This window comes from Streptomyces sp. NPDC057697, assembly GCF_042799335.1.
Classification (GTDB): domain Bacteria; phylum Actinomycetota; class Actinomycetes; order Streptomycetales; family Streptomycetaceae; genus Streptomyces.
Map to the genome: position 1 here is coordinate 25655 of NZ_JBHVJA010000003.1, position 16805 is coordinate 42459.

Annotated in this window: 17 protein-coding genes, 2 tRNA genes and 1 riboswitch; of the genes, 8 read left to right on the forward strand and 11 right to left on the reverse strand. The window is 69.7% G+C overall.

Features of this window, described 5'->3' with window-relative positions; translation table 11 throughout:
- Positions 1–239: 239 nt before the first annotated feature.
- The 5 genes from ACFVFH_RS09905 to ACFVFH_RS09925 form a co-directional block, all read right to left on the reverse strand.
- The gene (locus ACFVFH_RS09905; protein ID WP_383766740.1) at positions 240–1346 is read right to left on the reverse strand and encodes a M23 family metallopeptidase; all 1107 of its coding nucleotides are present in this window, start codon (positions 1344–1346) and stop codon (positions 240–242) included.
- Positions 1347–1633: 287 nt separating this feature from the next.
- Positions 1634–1787: riboswitch (cyclic di-AMP (ydaO/yuaA leader) on the reverse strand.
- Between the two features lie 294 nt (positions 1788–2081).
- Entirely contained in the window at positions 2082–3254 is a 1173-nt protein-coding gene (locus ACFVFH_RS09910) for a PP2C family protein-serine/threonine phosphatase (protein ID WP_383765633.1), read from the reverse strand.
- 201 nt (positions 3255–3455) lie between these two features.
- Positions 3456–3529: transfer RNA gene (locus ACFVFH_RS09915), tRNA-Met, on the reverse strand.
- A 100-nt stretch (positions 3530–3629) separates the two neighbouring features.
- Positions 3630–4841 carry an SPFH domain-containing protein gene (locus ACFVFH_RS09920; protein WP_383765635.1) on the reverse strand — a complete coding sequence of 404 codons (1212 nt, stop codon included), beginning with the start codon at positions 4839–4841 and terminating at the stop codon, positions 3630–3632.
- A gap of 165 nt (positions 4842–5006) precedes the next feature.
- On the reverse strand, positions 5007–5228 hold the full coding sequence (locus ACFVFH_RS09925) for a hypothetical protein (RefSeq protein WP_383765637.1): 222 nt from the start codon (positions 5226–5228) through the stop codon (positions 5007–5009).
- Between the two features lie 253 nt (positions 5229–5481).
- Between ACFVFH_RS09925 and ACFVFH_RS09930 the strand changes: the two genes are divergently transcribed.
- The 3 genes from ACFVFH_RS09930 to ACFVFH_RS09940 all read left to right on the forward strand — a co-directional run bounded on the left by ACFVFH_RS09930 (position 5482) and on the right by ACFVFH_RS09940 (position 7202).
- Complete coding sequence (locus tag ACFVFH_RS09930) at positions 5482–5895, forward strand: SHOCT domain-containing protein (RefSeq protein ID WP_383765639.1); 414 nt, start codon at positions 5482–5484, stop codon at positions 5893–5895.
- Between the two features lie 171 nt (positions 5896–6066).
- Positions 6067–6621 (forward strand): hypothetical protein, encoded by a 555-nt coding sequence (locus tag ACFVFH_RS09935; RefSeq protein ID WP_383765640.1) that lies wholly within the window; start codon positions 6067–6069, stop codon positions 6619–6621.
- Positions 6622–6671: 50 nt separating this feature from the next.
- Positions 6672–7202, forward strand: a complete 531-nt coding sequence (locus tag ACFVFH_RS09940) for a hypothetical protein (RefSeq protein WP_383765641.1) — start codon at positions 6672–6674, stop codon at positions 7200–7202.
- Between the two features lie 921 nt (positions 7203–8123).
- Here ACFVFH_RS09940 and ACFVFH_RS09945 read toward each other — a convergent pair.
- The 3 genes from ACFVFH_RS09945 to tgmA are packed head-to-tail and all read right to left on the reverse strand — an operon-like array spanning position 8124 to position 10506.
- The gene (locus ACFVFH_RS09945) at positions 8124–9215 is read right to left on the reverse strand and encodes a methyltransferase domain-containing protein (protein ID WP_383765643.1); all 1092 of its coding nucleotides are present in this window, start codon (positions 9213–9215) and stop codon (positions 8124–8126) included.
- The gene (locus ACFVFH_RS09950) at positions 9215–10216 is read right to left on the reverse strand and encodes an MvdC/MvdD family ATP grasp protein (protein ID WP_383765645.1); all 1002 of its coding nucleotides are present in this window, start codon (positions 10214–10216) and stop codon (positions 9215–9217) included. The genes ACFVFH_RS09945 and ACFVFH_RS09950 overlap by 1 nt, the downstream gene beginning before the upstream one ends.
- Positions 10216–10506, reverse strand: a complete 291-nt coding sequence (gene tgmA / locus ACFVFH_RS09955) for a putative ATP-grasp-modified RiPP (RefSeq protein ID WP_383765646.1) — start codon at positions 10504–10506, stop codon at positions 10216–10218. Before tgmA ends, ACFVFH_RS09950 begins: the two co-directional genes overlap by 1 nt.
- Positions 10507–11190: 684 nt before the next feature.
- On the opposite strand from tgmA, the gene ACFVFH_RS09960 reads away from it, so the two are divergent.
- The 3 genes from ACFVFH_RS09960 to ACFVFH_RS09970 all read left to right on the forward strand — a co-directional run bounded on the left by ACFVFH_RS09960 (position 11191) and on the right by ACFVFH_RS09970 (position 13256).
- Positions 11191–12444 (forward strand): multiprotein-bridging factor 1 family protein, encoded by a 1254-nt coding sequence (locus ACFVFH_RS09960; protein ID WP_383765648.1) that lies wholly within the window; start codon positions 11191–11193, stop codon positions 12442–12444.
- A 23-nt stretch (positions 12445–12467) separates the two neighbouring features.
- Positions 12468–12782, forward strand: a complete 315-nt coding sequence (locus ACFVFH_RS09965; protein ID WP_383765649.1) for a 4a-hydroxytetrahydrobiopterin dehydratase — start codon at positions 12468–12470, stop codon at positions 12780–12782.
- A gap of 129 nt (positions 12783–12911) precedes the next feature.
- Positions 12912–13256, forward strand: coding sequence for a hypothetical protein (locus ACFVFH_RS09970; RefSeq protein ID WP_383765651.1), 345 nt, complete (start codon positions 12912–12914; stop codon positions 13254–13256).
- A 151-nt stretch (positions 13257–13407) separates the two neighbouring features.
- On the opposite strand, the gene ACFVFH_RS09975 is transcribed toward ACFVFH_RS09970, so the two are convergent.
- The gene (locus ACFVFH_RS09975) at positions 13408–13719 is read right to left on the reverse strand and encodes a hypothetical protein (protein WP_383765653.1); all 312 of its coding nucleotides are present in this window, start codon (positions 13717–13719) and stop codon (positions 13408–13410) included.
- Positions 13720–14100: 381 nt separating this feature from the next.
- Between ACFVFH_RS09975 and ACFVFH_RS09980 the strand changes: the two genes are divergently transcribed.
- On the forward strand, positions 14101–14562 hold the full coding sequence (locus ACFVFH_RS09980) for a DUF6907 domain-containing protein (RefSeq protein WP_383765654.1): 462 nt from the start codon (positions 14101–14103) through the stop codon (positions 14560–14562).
- Positions 14559–14927: a hypothetical protein gene (locus ACFVFH_RS09985; RefSeq protein WP_383765656.1), complete on the forward strand. Its 369-nt coding sequence runs from the start codon at positions 14559–14561 to the stop codon at positions 14925–14927. The genes ACFVFH_RS09980 and ACFVFH_RS09985 overlap by 4 nt, the downstream gene beginning before the upstream one ends.
- A 193-nt stretch (positions 14928–15120) precedes the next feature.
- On the opposite strand, the gene ACFVFH_RS09990 is transcribed toward ACFVFH_RS09985, so the two are convergent.
- A tRNA-Lys gene (locus ACFVFH_RS09990) sits at positions 15121–15193 on the reverse strand.
- Positions 15194–15284: 91 nt separating this feature from the next.
- Positions 15285–16802: an amino acid permease gene (locus ACFVFH_RS09995; protein ID WP_383765657.1), complete on the reverse strand. Its 1518-nt coding sequence runs from the start codon at positions 16800–16802 to the stop codon at positions 15285–15287.
- Positions 16803–16805: the final 3 nt, after the last annotated feature.

Below are 16805 nucleotides of genomic sequence, written 5' to 3' on the forward strand. Positions count from 1 at the left end.
AGTGGATCAACGTCCCGCGCCGGGCCCGCTATTCCACCGCCGGGTCCGCTGTTCCACCGCCGGATCCGCTGTTCCACCACTGTTCCGCTGTTCCGCCACTGTTCCGCTGTTCCGCCACTGTTCCGCCACGACGGACCGGCAGCCCTGACGTCGGGGGGTGAGCGTCAGGGCTGCCGGGGTTCATCGGGGGCTGACCGGCGCACCTCACGGGTGGGCGGTCGCCGTTCCAGGGGGTCGTCTCAGGGGTTGAGGCCCTTGCCGCGGAGCCAGGCCATCGGGTCGATGCCCGTACCGCCGGCGGTGTGGACCTCCAGGTGGAGGTGCGGCCCGGTCACATTGCCGGTCGCGCCGACCCGGCCGATGGTCTCACCGGTGCTGACCTTCTGGCCGACGCCGACGCCGATCGAGGACTGGTGGCAGAACCACAGCTCCGTACCGTCGTCGAGCTCCAGCACCGTGCGGTAGCCGTACGCGCCGGACCAGCCGGCCGACTTGACCGTGCCGCTGTGGATCGCCTTGATCGGGGTACCGGTCGGAGCCGCGAAGTCGAGGCCGGTGTGGTGGCCGGAGGACCACATCGAACCGGCTTCGCCGAACGTCGAGGTGATCGTGTACGAGGAGGTCGGGATGGCGTAGCTGGCGGCGAGCTTGGCGAGCCGCAGGGCCTCCGCCTTCTTCTTGGCCTCCTCCTCCGCCTTCTTCTTCTCGGCCTCGGCCTTGGCCTCCGCCTCGTCCTGCTGCTTCTTGGCCTCGGCGGCGGCCTTCTCGGAGGCTTCCTTCTCCTGGGCGGCCTTGGCCTCGGCGTCGGCGGCGTCCTGCTGCTGCTCGGCCTGCTGGAGGATGCGGGCGCGGAGCGCCTCGCCCGCGTCCGTCGCCCCCTGCTCCGCCTCGGCGGTGGTGATGCCGGCGGTGGTGAGCGGGGCGGAGGCGGCCGTGACCGCGGTCTTGTCGGCCTCGGACCCGTCGGAGAACAGGGCGCCCACACCGGGCAGGGACTTGGCGTCGGGGAGGTTGTCCTTGATGGAGTCGGGCACCGAGATGGAGACCGGCGGCTTGCCCGCCGCGGTGGCCATGCCGCCCGCGCCGACCGCCGCTATGACGCCGACGCCGAGCACGGTGGAGCTGCGGGCGAGACCGTTGCGCTGCTTGGCGACGCGGTGTCTGCCGCGCACCGGGCGGACGGTCTCCTCGGTGGGGTTCCACTCGTCCCAACCACGCTCGGACTCACCGGAGTTGGCCTCGGCGCGGAGGTCGCCACCGAACTCGCCACCGAACTCCCCGGCGAACTCGCGACCGGGCTCGCCGCCGAAGTCTCCGGTGGTTCCGACGGCCGATCCGCCGTTCAACCCGCCGTTCAATCCGCCGGTGAAGTCACCGCCCGGCTCGGTGCCGTGCCCCGTGCCGTAGTCGGTTCCGAACGCCGTCGCCGGACCGGTGGGCACGAACGCCGTAGCCGGACCGGTGGGGACGAAAGCCGTGGCGGGACCGGTGGGTGCGAATTCGGCGCCGTAACCGGCGCCGTAACCGGCGTCGGGACGGGTGCCGTAGTCGGCGCCGTGACCGCTGCCGTAGTCGGGTTGGAACCGGGACGGGGCCTCGGGGGCAGGCTTGTTGGACGCCACGGGGGCGCACTCCTTTCCTTCCTTCTCGCCTACCGGGTTAGCTGACGGGTTCGGAGCAGGAAGGTCTCCTACGGGCCCCTCCGTCTCTCACGAGACACAGGTGTCCGATTCACCCCAATGTAGGTGGTTCCCCGGTTCCCTTGCGGAATTCGGCGCTCGCGCACGGTGCCGCCCTTGACGACGGCTGGGACGACCGCGCTGCGTTATCGAACGTTAATAGACACCGGCGTCCTATTCCAAGCTGTTCCCACTGATCGTTCACGTCTTTGGCCTGGACTTTACGGGACACAAGCGGGTGGAATCGGACGAGTTGACCGCACCTCAGCCATTACCCCGTTTCTGACGTTGCGTCAAACGTTATGCGGAGCGGCGCCTTTCGACTACACAGGGTGGCATCACGCATCCGCCCCCTCGCCACGCCCCTCGCCACGCCCCTCGCCACGCTTCTCGCCCCGCTTCTCACCCCGCCCCTCCCACCGTCTCCGCGCCCACGATCCGTACGGTCCTGCGCCGGTCCGGCTGCCCCGCGGCGGGACGTACCACCGCGAGCAGCGCCATGTCGTCGGTCGTCTCGCCGCCCGTGTGCAGCCGTACGTCGTCGGTCAGCGCGGACAGCAGCTCCTCGGGCCCCGGAAAGATCCGCCCGCGCAGCCGGGCCGCCGGATCGTAGAAGACCCCCTCGGCGTTCCGCGCCTCGGACAGCCCGTCCGTGTAGAGCAGCAGCGTCGTCCCGGCCGGCAGGTCCCACTCGTCCGTCCGCTCCGGCCATGCCCCCAGCCCCATCCCCAGCGGCAGCGCCGGCACGGACGGCTTCAGCACCTCCAGCGCCCCGTCCGGGTGGAGCAGGATCGGTTCGGGGTGACCACGGTTGACGATCCGCACCCGGGAGAGCCCGGACGGGATCTCGGCGAGCACGGCGGTGATGAAGCCCTCCAGGACGTCGAGCCCGCCCCGCCGCGCCTCCTCCCGCGCCAGCGCCCGCTCCAGCCGGCCGGCCACCCCCTCCAGCGAGGGCTCCTGCTCGGCCGCCTCGCGGAACGCCCCCATGACCACCGCCACCGTCTCCACGGCTTCGAGCCCCTTGCCCCGCACGTCCCCGACCACCAGCCGCACCCCCTGCGGGGTGTCCGCCACGGCGAAGAGGTCACCGCCGACGAACTCGTCCGCCTGCGCCGCCTCGTACCGCGCGGCTACCTGTAGTCCGCCGATCCGGTCGGACGGCTGGGGCAGCACCGCGCGCATGGCGGTCTCCGCGACGAATCTCGCGGAGGCCAGCTGCTCGTTGCCGCGCCGCACGACCCCGTTGATCACCACGGCGAGGACCGAGACGGTGGCCAGCGTGAGCAGCTCGATCAACGGCACGACCTGCGGCAACGTATTGCTGTACAGCCGCAGCGCGATCACGGCCAGCATCGAGGCGATCCCGGTGCGGATGGTGCTGGAGAGCGAGAAGAACGGGGCGGCGATCAGCGGGGCGGCCACGAACAGCGGAATGGCGGTGAAGGTCTGCGGGGTGAAGAAGTCGAACACGAGCCCGCCGAGAATCATCAGGGCGGGGAGGGTACGCACGAAGCTCCGGGTACGCGCACCGCCCCCGGCATGTCTGCCGCGCCGCCTCTCCCGCTTCCACACCTGTGGTCTCCTGCCCGGTACGCGCGCGGCTGCGGACGGTACCGCGCCCCACTCCCAGGCTCGCCGGAGCGGCACGGAGCTGCGACTCCTCGTCCGCCAAAAGGGGGATACCCGCGACGGGGCTCACGCACCCGCGCGGGCCCGCGCACGGAAACGAATCAGGCCCGGCACGCTGTATGCGTGCCGGGCCTGGTCCTTCAGTAGCGGGGACAGGATTTGAACCTGCGACCTCTGGGTTATGAGCCCAGCGAGCTACCGAGCTGCTCCACCCCGCGTCGGTGAACACAACTCTACGGCATCTCCGGCGCCCGTTTGACCACTCCGGTTTGCCGGGCCGTCACCCGGACCGGGACGGAACGGAGCGTATGGGCGCAATCAGGACGTATTCGTCTCGGAGATGCGGGGAACGGGCGCGGCCTTCCCGTCGACGGCCGGCTGCTTCACCGGGTTCACCCCCTGTTGCAGGGCGTGCAGGATCGCCAGCCCCTGGCCGACGACGCCCGCCGCCATCTCGTTGACCCCGCTGGTGCCGTTGAGCACGGTGAGGTCGGCCCCGGACATGCCGCGGGCGGCCGCGTCGGCGAGCGCGGGCAGGTTCTCGACGATGCGGTTGGCCGCGATGAGCTCCTGGTTGCCGTCCCGCAGCGAGGCGGCGCGCGCGCTGTTGGCGTCGGCCTGCGCCTGGGCGAGGGCCCGCTCCGTGTACGCGTTGCCGTCGGCCTCGAACTTCACCCGGTCCCGGGCCGCCTCCGCCAGGGTCCGCTGCCGGTACGCCTCGGCGTCCGCCGGGCGCCGGACCTCCGCCTCCAGCCGTTGCGCGGCGAGCGCCGCCTGTCGTTCGGCCAGCGCGGTCTGCTCCTCGATGACCTCGTGCGAGGCCTTGGCCTGGGCGAGCGGCCCGGCCTGGGCGGCGCGGGCGTTGTACTGCTCGGTCTCGGCGAGGAACCCGGCCCGCTTGATCGCGGTGTCGCGTTCGTACTCCGCCTTGAGCGCGGCGGCCTGCTGCTCGCGCTGACTGGCCTCCTGGTCGGCCTTGGCCTCGGCGATACGGGCCTGACTGGCGACGGCGGCGGCGTGCGGGGCGGCGAGGTTCCTGATGTAGCCGGTGGCGTCGTCGATCTCCTGGATCTGGAGCGCGTCCACGACGATGCCGAGCTTCTCCATCTCGCCGTGGCTGCCCGCGATGACCTCCTGGGAGACCCGGTTGCGCTCCCGGATGATCTGCTCCACGGTCAGTCCGCCGACGATGGACCGCAGATGTCCGGCGAAGATCCGCCCGACGAGTTCCTCCATCTGTTCCTGCTCGGTCAGGAAGCGGCGGGCCGCGTTGGCGATGGAGACGGCGTCGTCGCCGACCTTGAAGACGGCCACGGCGCGGACGTTGAGACGGATGCCCTGCTGCGTCACGCAGTCCTCGGTGATCTCCGCCTCGCGCAGCGCCAGGGAGAGCATGCGCGCCTTCTGCTTCACCGGGAGCACGAAGCTGCCGTGCCCGGTGACGATCCGGAACTGGGTGTCCAGGGTCTGGCCCTTGGAACCGGATATGAGCATCGCCTCGTTGGGGGCGGGAACGTGCCAGAAGAACATCGGAGGCTCCTGCCGTAGGTCACTGCTTCCGTAGGTCCGTGGTTTACGTGCGGCCGCCACGGCCGCCGCACTTCCTTGGGTCCGTGGTTACGTGCGGCCGCACCGGCCGCACGTAACGACTCCGGCCGCCGCGTCGACTCCGGCCGCCTCGACGGCTCGGGCCGCTCAGGGCGGCAGGCGCTCCACGATCACGCCCCGCGCCGACACCGAGTCGACGACGACGACGCGCTCGTCCCGGTCGATCGACGTCGCCGACCACGCGGTGTACGCCTCGGACCCGCCCCGTACGGCCACCAGCACTTCGCCGGGCCCGCCCGGCGGAATCGGCACGGTGACACGGCCGATCGCCCCGACCGGGCTGCGGGCGGACTCATCTGCCCTGTGCATGCGCCCTCGCGAGCCTCTGTGCGTACGCCGGCTCACGCCGCTTCTCACGCGGTGTACCGCACCAGTTCATGGGTCGACCCCGCCTCCTGGAGGCCGGGCCTCCCTCGACCCTTCCACGGTACTCCGGACCTCGTCACAGAACGTCCTGTACCACCCCATAACGGCAACGAGCGGCCATGAATATCTGGTGATATGACTGTTTTACCCTTTGCCTGCTCACCGCGCCGAACACGCGTTGACCGAGGAGCGATCCGTGGACGACTACACCCTGCTCGACCTCTTCTGGACCATGCTCTGGTTCTTCCTCTGGGTCATGTGGCTGTTCCTGCTGTTCAAGGTCATCACGGACATCTTCCGCAGCCACGACCTCAGCGGCTGGGGCAAGGCGGGCTGGCTGATCCTGACGCTGCTGCTGCCGTACCTCGGCGTGCTCGTCTATGTGATCGTGCGCGGCAAGTCCATGAGCCGGCGGGACATCAAGGAGGCCCAGGACCGCGACGCGGCCTTCAAGGCGTACGTACGCGAGGCCGCGGGCACCTCCGACACGGGCGACGCCACGAAGAAGGGCAGCCACGTCGACGACCTGGCGAGACTCGCCGAGCTCAGGGACCGGGGCGCCATCACGGACGAGGAGTACCAGCGGGCGAAGACGAAGCTCCTCGTCTGACCGCCCCGGCCGCGCGGGCGGGCCGCCGGCCGTGCTCCGCCGGGACAACCGGGGCGATGCGTGGAATCCTGAAAGGTGGCACGCCAGGCGACAGGATGCCCCGCCGCGGTGCCTCTCACAGGCCCCCGAGCCCCGTCCGTCGGCGTGAACTCCCGATGAGTGGAGGACTCGATGTGGACGACCATCGTCATCATCGTGGCTGCCGTGATCGTCGTGGCTCTGGTCGCCCTCGCGCTGCGGACGATGTCCCGGCGGCGGCACCTGCGGGAGCGTTACGGGCCGGAGTACGAACGCACGGTCAAGGCGAAGCACAGCCGCGGAGCGGCCGAACGCGACCTGAAGGCCAGGGAAGAGCGGCACGAGGCGCTGGAGATCCGGCCGCTGCCCGCGAGGGTCCGCGACCAGTACGCCCGGGACTGGAACACCGTCCAGGAACGCTTCGTCGACGACCCCGACCAGGCGGTCGGCGAGGCGGACCGGCTGGTGACCACGCTCATGAGCGAGCGCGGCTACCCGACCGAGAGCTACGAGCAGCAGACTCGGGACCTGTCGGTCGAGCACTCCCGGACGCTGGAGCACTACCGCGCCGCCCATGAGATCAACCAGCGCGCGGGTGGCAGGGAGACCTCGACGGAAGAGCTGCGGACCGCGATGGTCCACTACCGCGCGCTCTTCGACGAACTGCTGCGGGGCGACACCTCTTCCCCGGACGGCGAACACCGATGAGAGCCCTGCGGCCGGGACCGTCCGCAGGCACCCCGTGGAGGTGAAGGGACATGCAGAGGGATGGACCGACCGGACGCGACGCGTACGCCGAGCCTGCCCGCGAAGCCCTGTCCACCGAGGACATCGCCCGGCCCGAGACAAAGCCGCCGCGACGGCCCCCGGACCCGGCCGGGGAGCGGACCACCGCGCCCGATCCCGACAGCACGGCGCCCAGAAGCAGAATCACCGACGAGACCGGCCGCCCGAGAGAGACCGTCACGCACGACCGCGACGAGCCCGCCCGGAGCCCGGAGTCCGCGCAGAGCCCCGGTTCCGCCCCGCTGATCGGCCCCCAGGACACGGAAGACCTCCGTGCCCGGTGGCAGCGGATCCAGCAGGAATTCGTCGACGACCCCCAGCGGTCGGTCCTCGCGGCGGACGAGCTCGTCGCCGAGGTCATCCGGCTGCTCGCCACCACCTTCGCCGACCACAAACGGGGGCTCGAAGGCCAGTGGCACCGCGGCGAGGAGGTCGCCACCGAGGACCTGCGCCTGGCCCTGCGCCAGTACCGGTCCTTCTTCGACCGCCTGCTCACCACCTGACCCGGACGGGAAAGCACGGAGCGCCCCGACCGGATGGAACCGGTCGGGGCGCTCCGCAGCAGGTCGGAGGAGATTTCCCCGCCCTGCTGCCGGTAGGCCGTGTGGGACTCGAACCCACAACCAACGGATAAAAAAAGGCCCGACGATCTTGTGTTGGAGGGTTCTGACTGATCGCTCGGCTGTCGCAGAGGCCCAGTGTGCGGGGCCATCGGTGCCATCCGGTCGCCCTGTGCTGGCGCGTCCGCTCACGCAAAACTGTCTGGAACAGGTTCGCCCCCAAACCAGCGGTCAGCCACCAATATGTCCCCCAACGCTGTTGGGACCTATCTTGAAAGCCTGACCCGGGACATCCCCGCACCTGCGGGGTGGGCCTGACAATGCCTACGCTGCACTGATGCCGGCGCAGTGGTCCTCGCGCACGCGGGGGTGGTCCCAGTCTGCTTAATTGGACAGGCCCGGAAACAGAGTGGTCCTCGCGCACGCGGGGGTGGTCCCAGTTGATTGGACAGGCCCGGCAACAGAGTGGTCCCCCACAGACTCGGGGGTGTTCATCGACACGTGGTCGTCAACCGAGGCTTCGGTTGACGACCACGTGCGTTGCACCCCCACCTTGGGCACGCACACGCGAGCGGTTCTCACTTGCCAGCTCGACCCGATTTCGCACAGGCCCCCACTTAAGTAGACTCTTCGAGTATTCCCGTGACCCTATGCACGGGGCCCCGTTGGTCTCGAAGACGGGCCGTCAGACAAGGGCCCCAATAGGTCTCCGCAGGAGGGGAAAATGTTCGTGATCACAATGAAGTGGCGTGACCCCTGGTGGTCTAATCCGGGGTGGTGGCACCTCATCGTCAGTCTGGCTATCGCTGCTGTCTTCTGACAGCACTCCCCCGCAGGCTGGACTGCCTGCGGGGGCTGCACCAGTCACTCTCCCAGCGTCCAGCTCTGCCCGTCTGGGTCATCGAGACAGACGAACTGTCCCTCTGCGTCGATGGTGATGCCATAACGGTCGGGGGTAGGGCTGCCCGCGTCTTGGTAGCTGCGATGGGCGTCTTCGAGGGTGGTCCAGAGGCGGCGGGGTCCCGCCTCGGTCACAGTGGTGTCGGGGTGGAGCTGGGCGATGGAGCCGTCGCGGTGCCAGACGCGGGCGGCGGTGATCTCGCGCTCGTCGTTGAGGTCGTACTGCCAGGTGAGGCCTGGGACGGCGATGCCGGCGAGGAAGCGGAAGTGATTGTCGGCGATGGCCTTGGCGGGGAGGGCGGAGGGGCGGCCGGGACCGGTCGGCAGGGGCGGGCGACGAGCAGGGACACCATCGCTCGTGGTGTGGCGGAGGGGCATGAAGAAGGCGCCGTGGCGGAGGAAGCGGCCGGTGGCGGTGCCCGGTCCCGTGGGGTGGATACGGGCGAGGGCGTTGCCGAGGGGGGCAAGGAGGCAACCGTCGTCCGTGAGCTGCTGGAGCAGCGCCGGAGGGACGGTGGACAGGCCGCATGTGACGATGATGCGGTCGTAGGGGGCGCGGTCGGGGGCGCCGAGGGAGCCGTCGCCTGTGATCACGGTGGGGCGGTATCCGGCGGTGGCCAGACGTTCGCGGGCGGGGCCGGTGATGTCGGCGGCGATATCGACAGTGGTGACATGGTCGTCGCCGAGGCGGTGGGCGAGAAGGGCGGCGTTGTAGCCGGTGCCGGCGCCAATCTCCAGGACGTTCATCCCGTCCGCCACGGCGAGCGCTTCGAGCATGGTGGCCATGAGGGACGGCTGGGAGCTGGACGAGGTCGCCGCGCCGTCCGTACGGTGGGTGACCAGGCTGCGGTCCTCATGAACAGCGGTGAACCACTGGTCGTCGCCGGAAACGCGTTCCCCGGAGGACACGTAAAAGTACGGGACGAAGACATGTCGAGGGACTTCTTCGAACGCGAGGAGCCACCGCGAGTCGGTGAGGTCGCCGGAATCCATGAGGGCCTGGGTGAGAGCGCGGCGGGCCTCGGCGGCGGCCTGATCTGTGAAAGCACTGGTCATCAGCGGGTGGAGCCTTTCTGTAGGAGGTCGGCGATGGCGTGAGTGATCGGTTCGCGGGTGGGTTCGATCCAGGCCCACTGGCCCCCCGCGTTGACGTCGACCAGGTAGTGCACGCCCTGGCCGTCCACGATGAAGTCGAGGGCGGCGAAGACCAGGCCGAGGCGGCGCATCATCTCGCGTACCGCGTCCGCGATCGAGACGGGCAGGACGATGGCGGTGTGGGTGAAGGCGTCGGAGCCCTGGCGCCAATCCGGCCCGATGTGCCCGGGCGGGGCCTGGATCGAGGCGGCGAACAGCCGACCGCCGACGACCGCGACGCGGACCTCGTACGCACGGTCGGCGATCTCCCGCTGGAAGAGGTGAGCGGTCAGCGCGATCCGGGGATCCACCCACTGTTCCTCGGGGACACGGCGGGTGTAGAGCTGGCCCCGCGTGCCGCCCTCCGTGTGGACGATCCCGCCCAGCACCTTCGTCACGATCCGCCCGCCGCAGCGCCGGGCGAAGGGCGGGACGGCGGCCGGGTCGTTGGTGATCAGCGTCTCGGGCACCTGGAGCCCGCTGGCGACGGCGGCTGCCAGGTGCACGGGCTTGGTGCAGTCGACGTTCGCCTGCGGCCGGTTCACCCACAGCACCCCGGGCAACGACCCGAGGACGGTGACCGCCCGCTTGGCCTGCCCGATCGCGAAGCGGCGCTCCGGACCGCCCATCGATTCCGGCAGCTCGTGGACGGTGGGCTTGCGCCACCACACCGCCCGCAGCTCCGATAAGTCGATGCCTCGGGCGCAGTCGTGGAGGGAGCCGGTCCAGCGACCGTCCGCCCCCAGCTCTGTACGGAGGGTCGTACGGGTGGGGAAGTCGGCGAGGTCGGTCCGCCAGAACGGGACCCGCCGCTCGTTCAGCTCGCGCAGGACGAAGTCCGCAGTGGGGTCCAGGGCGTGGGTGACGACGAGCACGCGCGGCGGGAGTCCGCCGCGCGTGCTCCGACTGACGCGGAACGTCATCAGTCGTCGTACTCGTCGTCGTTCTGATCCGTGTCGACGGCGATGGCGTCCTTGCCGTCCGACTCGGTGTTGCACGACGTCTTGCTCATGGTGGGGTGGGCGCCGGCCGGGAAGCCGTCGACCAGGGAGAGCTGGGTGACCGGGTCCACGGTCAGCACCGGACGGTGGCCGTGGACCGGCATCGGGTCGGTCAGGCTGTCGAGACCGAATGGCCGCGTCTCAGCAGGTCCGACCGGCTCAGCGGCGATCTCGTGGGACAGGGACGGGACACGTTCCAGCAGGAGCGACATGAAGGGTTCCCTTTTCGTCGTAGAGGTGCTCGGGCGGTTCCCCGGGCCGTGGGCCAGGGGGTGTGCGCCGCGGGCAGAGGTCCACCAAGTGGGTCTGTCTCCTGCCCGGGGCAGTCTCAGGAAGTGGCCGACGATTCCGAGTCCGGTTTGGTGCCGGCGGCAACGGCCGGCATGGGCTTCATGGGCGAAGCCGCGTCGACCACCTGCGGGATGAGAACGAGGAAGGGCGGTACGACACCGATGACGCCGAGCAGCAGGGTGGCGGGACCGGGTCGCGAGGGGCGACCTGCGGCGTGCCTGCCGCTCATCGCGCGCCGCCCAGGGAGAGGAACACCGTCCACTCCTCGGCCGTCCAGCGGGTGGGGTCACCGTGGCGGCTGCGAAACGTCCGCGCGTCCTCGGAGAGCAGTACCCGGTCGTCGGTACGGGGCCCAGGCCCCCGGGGGCTTTCGTGTGCGGCATCCGTCCAGGGAGGTCGGGACACCGGTTCACCTCTTCCCTGGGGTGGCGAGTGGCTGACCGTTCCAGGGAACCGTCACACCCCACCGGGCGGCCAGGAAGCCCGACGGCCACAGCGCGGCCATTCAGCGGCCACTTCGAACAGATGGACCGATCTTCCGTAACGCCGGGTATGAGCAGATCAGTTGAGCGTTACGTTGGAGAGGTCGAGCGCGAGGGGACACGGTGAGGACCAACGACAGGCTGCGGGCGGCACGGCTCGACCGCGGGTGGCTGTCCCAGGAGAAGGCAGCTGAGGAGATCAGCACGGCGGGCCGGCTCGCGCTCGGCGACCCGTACTTCACCGTCAGCGTGCGTACCTACCGCCGCTGGGAGTCGGACCGGCCGGGCTGGCCCCGGCCCGACACCGCCGCCGCCCTGCGCGCCGCCTTCGGCCTCTGCCCGGAGCACCTCGGCTTCCCTCCCCCGCCCGGTCACCCAGCCCGTTCACGCCGTGCGGAGGAGGGACCTTCCATGGAACGCCGGAGCTTCCCGGCCGCCGGATCGGTGGCCGCGCTCGGCGTGGTAAGCCCGACCGACCTCAGGCCCCGGGACATCGACCCGGCCCTGGTCGGCTACTTCTACCAGCAGCTCGGTGGCCACTACACCGCCGACATGATGCTCGGCCCCCGCGATCTCATCGGGACCGTCACCGAGCAGTACCGGCTGATCAGCGATCTCACCCGGGCGGCCAGCGGCACCGTGCGGAAGGAACTGATCCAGGTCGGGGTGACCTACGCCGCGCTGGCCGGATGGCTCCATCAGGACGCCGGCCTGTGGGACTCGACCGCGTACTGGCACGGCATCGCGCAGATGGACGCCCAGATCCTCGGGAACGCCGATCTCACCGCGTACATCCTCTCCAACACGGCCCGCCTCCGATCCGACCTGGGCGACGGCCGGGCCTCTGTCGACCTGTGCCGACAGGGGCTGAGCGAACGGCATCGGCTCTCGAACCGCATCCGCGTCAACCTCATGCACCAGCAGGCCCACGGCCACTCCCTCCTGGGCGAACGGGCCGCCGTCGATCATCTTCTGGACGAGGCGTCCGCCGTGGTCGAAGTAGCGGATCCGTCCGTGCCATGGGGTGCGGTCCACCACAACGCGTACTTCTTCGAGGTCCAGCGGGCCACCTGCTACGGCCGCATGGGGCTGTACGAGGAGGCCCAAGTCATCTGGGACCGGATCAACGCCGACATGCCCCCGGACGCCCGCCGGGACACCGGCGTCTACCTCGCCCGCCAAGCCGCCGCGTACGCCGCCACCGGCGAGCCGGAACACGCCGTGACCCTGGCCGCCGAGTCCGCCAAGATCGCCGCCCAAACTGGCTCCGCCCGCCACCGCAAAGAGCTGGAAGCTCTCCGCCAGAGCATGAGCCGCTGGCGGAACGACCCCATCGGCGACTGTCTCGTCAAGGCCCTCAAGCCACTCGTCGCTTAAAACCGTTAAAAGAAGGAGCCCCCATGCCCGCCACCTCGCTGACCGACGCCGAACTCGCCCAGGCCCTCACCGACCTCCCCGGCTGGACCGTGGAGGACGGAAAACTCACGGCCACTTTCAAGACCGACCGCTCCACCGTCCCTTCTCTCTACGCGGCCGTGGCGGCGGCCGAGGACGAGGCCAACCATCACGCCGAGGTCCGCATCCTCTACGGGACGATCGGCTTCGCCCTCAACACCCACGACGCCGGAGGCGCCATCACCGCCCTCGACACCTCCACGGCCGCCCGCCTCACCGCCCTCGCGACCGAACACGGGGCCCGCCCGGTGAACGGCTGACGGGCGGGGTCAACGTCCGCGTGGTCGTATAGCCGAAACGGCAGGAATGGTGACCGGCCGGACAAGAGGCGGGGTGCTCTTCGTCCGTACACATCGGTCCGGAGCCTTCACCGGCTGGACGTCGAGCCCGTGCAGCCGCCAGACCAGCACCTCGGAGAGGGAACCCGCAGGGCCGAGTTCCCGCTGGGCCACGGCCTGCCGCAGCAGAGCGGTGGCCTCATGGCCCTCGCGTTCGGCTTGGTCCAGTACAGCAGTCAGGGCGGGCCACCCGGGCTCGGCCTGGATCCGGTCCGCGAGGTCGGGCAGCACAGTGTGGAGCACGGCGACCTGGCGTCGCCGGTCCGGTGCCGGAAGCCGCCGGCCGTAGGCACATATGGCCGCCAGCGGTTGGGCGGCTGCGATCCGGCAGGCGGTCCGCAGGGGCTCGACGGTCTGCCGGGCAGCTTCCGCCTGCTGGACAACCGTCGGCGGTGATGGTGTGGACCCCGGCCCAGTTCGACGTCTTCCTGGACGCGGCCGAAAGCGACCTCCTGTACCCCCTCTTCCACCTGATCGGCACCCGTGAGCTCCGCCGGCGAGGCCATCGGCCAGGGCTGGACGGACGTGGACCTGGACACTGGCCTCATCACCCCGCGAAGGAGATCGTGGCCGACTGCTGGGACCTGTACGAGTCCACGCCGAAGACGGACAGCAGCGCCAGCACGATCGCCCTGAACAGCGTCAGCGTCGCGCTGCTGCGGGAACACCGTGGGCGCCAGCAGGAGGAGCCGGGCGTCGTGGGCCCCGACCTGGGACGAGACCGGCAAGTCTTCACCCGGGAGGACGGCTCCTGGCTCCGCCCCGAGACGGTCTCGGAGACCTTCCGCCGCGTCCTCGCCGCCACGGATCTGCCCTCGATCACCATGCGTGATCTGCGCCATGTCGCCGCGACGCTCACCCCCGGCAGGGGGCGGGGACCTCCACACGATCAAGGAGGCGCTGCGGCACTCCGCAATCACGCTGACGTCGGACACGTACACGAGCCTGCTGCCGGAGGTGGACCAGGCTGCGGCCGAGGCCGCTGCGCGGCAGGTACCCCGTGCCCGATCGTCAAGGCCGATCGGCCCGGGCCACCCCATCGGTTGGTGCTGTCCCGGCGCACGTGGAGAAGCCAGCGCACCGGGGTACTGCCTGACCCAGCAAGTGCCCTCACACCACATCGGGGGCGCACCCTGGGCGGTACCACCCCTCCTACAGAGCTCCGCCCTCCCTCAGGCAGTCGTGGTCCTTCACCCACCACGCAGCGGCCCTAAAACCGCCGCAACACAGAAGGCAGAGCATGGCGACAAAGGCGCAAGCAGAGCCGTCCGTAGGCACTGAGAAACACGGCCACTCACCCCGAACGTGGGTCCGAAGGGTCGAAAATGGTGGACAGATCACCGAGTACTGCCCCACCTATTGCACGGACCATCACACCAACGACCAGGACGAGTGCCTCTCGCACCTGTTCCACGGGTTCCACTTCGAGAGGCCAGAAGTGGCTGTCTTCGACGCGAAGGACGGTACAGCCCTGGCGCCCATCCTTCAGGGCCGCATCCAAATCGCACCGTATGACCAGAATCCCAGGCTCCACATGCCGCACCTGGTCTTCGAACCTTTCCAGGACGAGGTCATGGAGTGCGTGGATCCCGACGATTTCGCAGACATCATCAGCAAGATCCGCACCCATTGCGACCGCCTCGACGAGATCCACTCCCAGTTGGTGCAGATCCGTACCGAGTGGCTGGAGGCCCAGGCATGAGCAGTACGGCACCAGCATCCGACAAGTCCACGCTGTGCGACGCGCTCGCCGGCCAATGCATCGGCCGCGACTGCGGGAAGAACGGCCACCCGGATGAGCCGATCCACGGCACGGCTGCCCACACGATGTCCGGAGGCTACGGGCACGGCCTCCTGGAGTTCGGAGTCGTCCACTGGCCGCATAATGCGCCAGAACTGGAGTTCGTGGGTGACGGCACCTGGCCGGGTCTGAACCTGGAGGAGGTGGATGAGCTGATCACTGATTTCAGGGCGCATCTGGGCGACCTCCTGCAAGCCCGTGATTTTCTGGCGGCTCTCTTGGAGGATCAGCAGACAGTCCATCAAGGAACTGTGGCAGTGCAGTAGCAGAGCGCGGCGGGAGTCGAGCGCTTCTCACCTGCCCTTGAACCCTCCCAGTGCCTCTCCGTCCGCCCCCAGGGCCATGATGGGGCCCGTCCGCTTACGCCCGAGCCCTCAAACGCCGAAGCGCCCCGGCCAGCCGAAGCCGGTCGAGGCGCTAAGTAGCAGGTCAGAGGGGGTTCCCCCGCCCCGCGTTCGGTAGGCCGTGTGGGACTCGAACCCACAACCAACGGATTAAAAGTCCGCTGCTCTGCCAATTGAGCTAACGGCCCTCGGCGAATCACCCCTGAGCATAGCCCGCCGGGGCCCGGTCGCCGATCGGGTATCGGCCACTGGGCCCCGGCGCGGTGACATTCCGGACCGTCAGGGGGTGTCGTCGGGGGCGGTCGTGCCAGGGTCGTCCGGGGCGAGGAACCAGTGTCTCGCCGACGCCAGCCACCATGCCGCCGCGAAGCCCAGGACCACCAGGACGGCGACGGGCGCGTAGTTGAACGTCTCCCAGGTGACCGGTGAGAGCTGCGGCAGCATGAAGAGCACCGTGATGATCAGGACCCAGACCACCGCCACGATGCCGATCGGGCGCGACCAGCGGCCCAGGTGCCAGGGGCCCGGGGCGAAGTCGTCGCCCCGGAGCAGCCGGAGCAGGGTGGGGATGACGTAGGCGATGTAGAGGCCGATCACCGCGATCGAGGTCACCGCCGCGTACGCGGTGACGTTGATCAGGTACGGCAGGCCCAGCGCCAGGGCTCCCGCCGCGGCCAGCCAGACCGCGGCGACGGGGGTGCGGGTGCGCGGGCTGACCGTGTGCCAGACGTGGGAGAAGGGCAGGGCCCCGTCGCGCGAGAAGGCGTAGATCATGCGGCTGTTGGCGGTCACGGACGCCATGCCGCAGAAGAGCTGGGCCCCGATCACGATCAGCAGCAGGAGCTTGCCGGTGGTGGCGCCGAGGGCGTCCAGGAGGATCTGGGCGGGCGGGGCGCCGGTCGGCGAGTTCAGCGCTCCGTCGTACGACTGGATGGCGAAGGTGAAGCCGAGAAGCAGGACGAAGCCGGCGATCCAGGAGGTCCAGATCGACTGGACGATGCCGCGCGGTCCGGCCGTCGCGGCGTCGTGGGTCTCCTCCGTCATATGGGCGGAGGCGTCATAGCCGGTGAAGGTGTACTGGGCCATCAGCAGGCCGATCATCACCACGTAGAAGCCGCTGCCCCACCCGGTGTTGTTGACGAATTCGGTGAAGACGAACGACGCCGACCGGTGCGAGTCCGGTACGAAGGTCAGGGCTCCGACGATGACGACGACCCCGATCACGTGCCACCAGACGCTCACGCTGTTCAGGAGGGCGACGATCCGCACCCCGAAGGTGTTGAGGAGGCCGTGCAGCAGCAGGATCGCGGCGAAGAGCAGGATCGTACGGGTGGGGGTGACCCCGAAGCCGAACTGGAGGTTCAGATAGGCGCCCAGGAAGGACGCCGCCCCGAAGTCGATCCCGGCGGTGACGGCGACCTGGCCGAGCACGTTGAACCAGCCCGTGAACCACGCCCAGGCGGCCGCCGTGCGCGGCGGGGCCAGTCGGTGGGCCCAGAAGTAGAGCCCGGCGGAGGTCGGGTAGGCCGAACAGATCTCGGCCATCGCCAGGCCGACGAAGAGCGTCATCAGTCCGACGCCGATCCAGCCCCAGGTGATGACGGCGGGGCCGCCGGTGTTCATGCCGAAGAGGTAGAGCGTGAGGCAGCCGGAGAGCACCGAGATGATGGTGAACGAGACGGCGTAGTTGGAGAACGCCGACATCCGCCGGGCCAGCGTCTGTGTGTACCCGAGCTGTGCGAGGCGCTCCTCGTCGGAGACGCCCGGGGGTGGGCTCCCGCCCATGTCGTTTGTCATGTC

Coding starts and splice junctions, on each gene's coding strand:
- ACFVFH_RS09920 (WP_383765635.1), bottom strand. CDS start 4,841: ATGTTCTTCTGGCACGTTCCCGCCCCCAACGAGGCGATGCTCATATCC.
- ACFVFH_RS09925 (WP_383765637.1), bottom strand. CDS start 5,228: ATGCACAGGGCAGATGAGTCCGCCCGCAGCCCGGTCGGGGCGATCGGC.
- ACFVFH_RS09935 (WP_383765640.1), top strand. CDS start 6,067: ATGTGGACGACCATCGTCATCATCGTGGCTGCCGTGATCGTCGTGGCT.
- ACFVFH_RS09940 (WP_383765641.1), top strand. CDS start 6,672: ATGCAGAGGGATGGACCGACCGGACGCGACGCGTACGCCGAGCCTGCC.
- ACFVFH_RS09945 (WP_383765643.1), bottom strand. CDS start 9,215: ATGACCAGTGCTTTCACAGATCAGGCCGCCGCCGAGGCCCGCCGCGCT.
- ACFVFH_RS09950 (WP_383765645.1), bottom strand. CDS start 10,216: ATGACGTTCCGCGTCAGTCGGAGCACGCGCGGCGGACTCCCGCCGCGC.
- tgmA (WP_383765646.1), bottom strand. CDS start 10,506: ATGTCGCTCCTGCTGGAACGTGTCCCGTCCCTGTCCCACGAGATCGCC.
- ACFVFH_RS09965 (WP_383765649.1), top strand. CDS start 12,468: ATGCCCGCCACCTCGCTGACCGACGCCGAACTCGCCCAGGCCCTCACC.
- ACFVFH_RS09980 (WP_383765654.1), top strand. CDS start 14,101: ATGGCGACAAAGGCGCAAGCAGAGCCGTCCGTAGGCACTGAGAAACAC.
- ACFVFH_RS09985 (WP_383765656.1), top strand. CDS start 14,559: ATGAGCAGTACGGCACCAGCATCCGACAAGTCCACGCTGTGCGACGCG.
- ACFVFH_RS09995 (WP_383765657.1), bottom strand. CDS start 16,802: ATGACAAACGACATGGGCGGGAGCCCACCCCCGGGCGTCTCCGACGAG.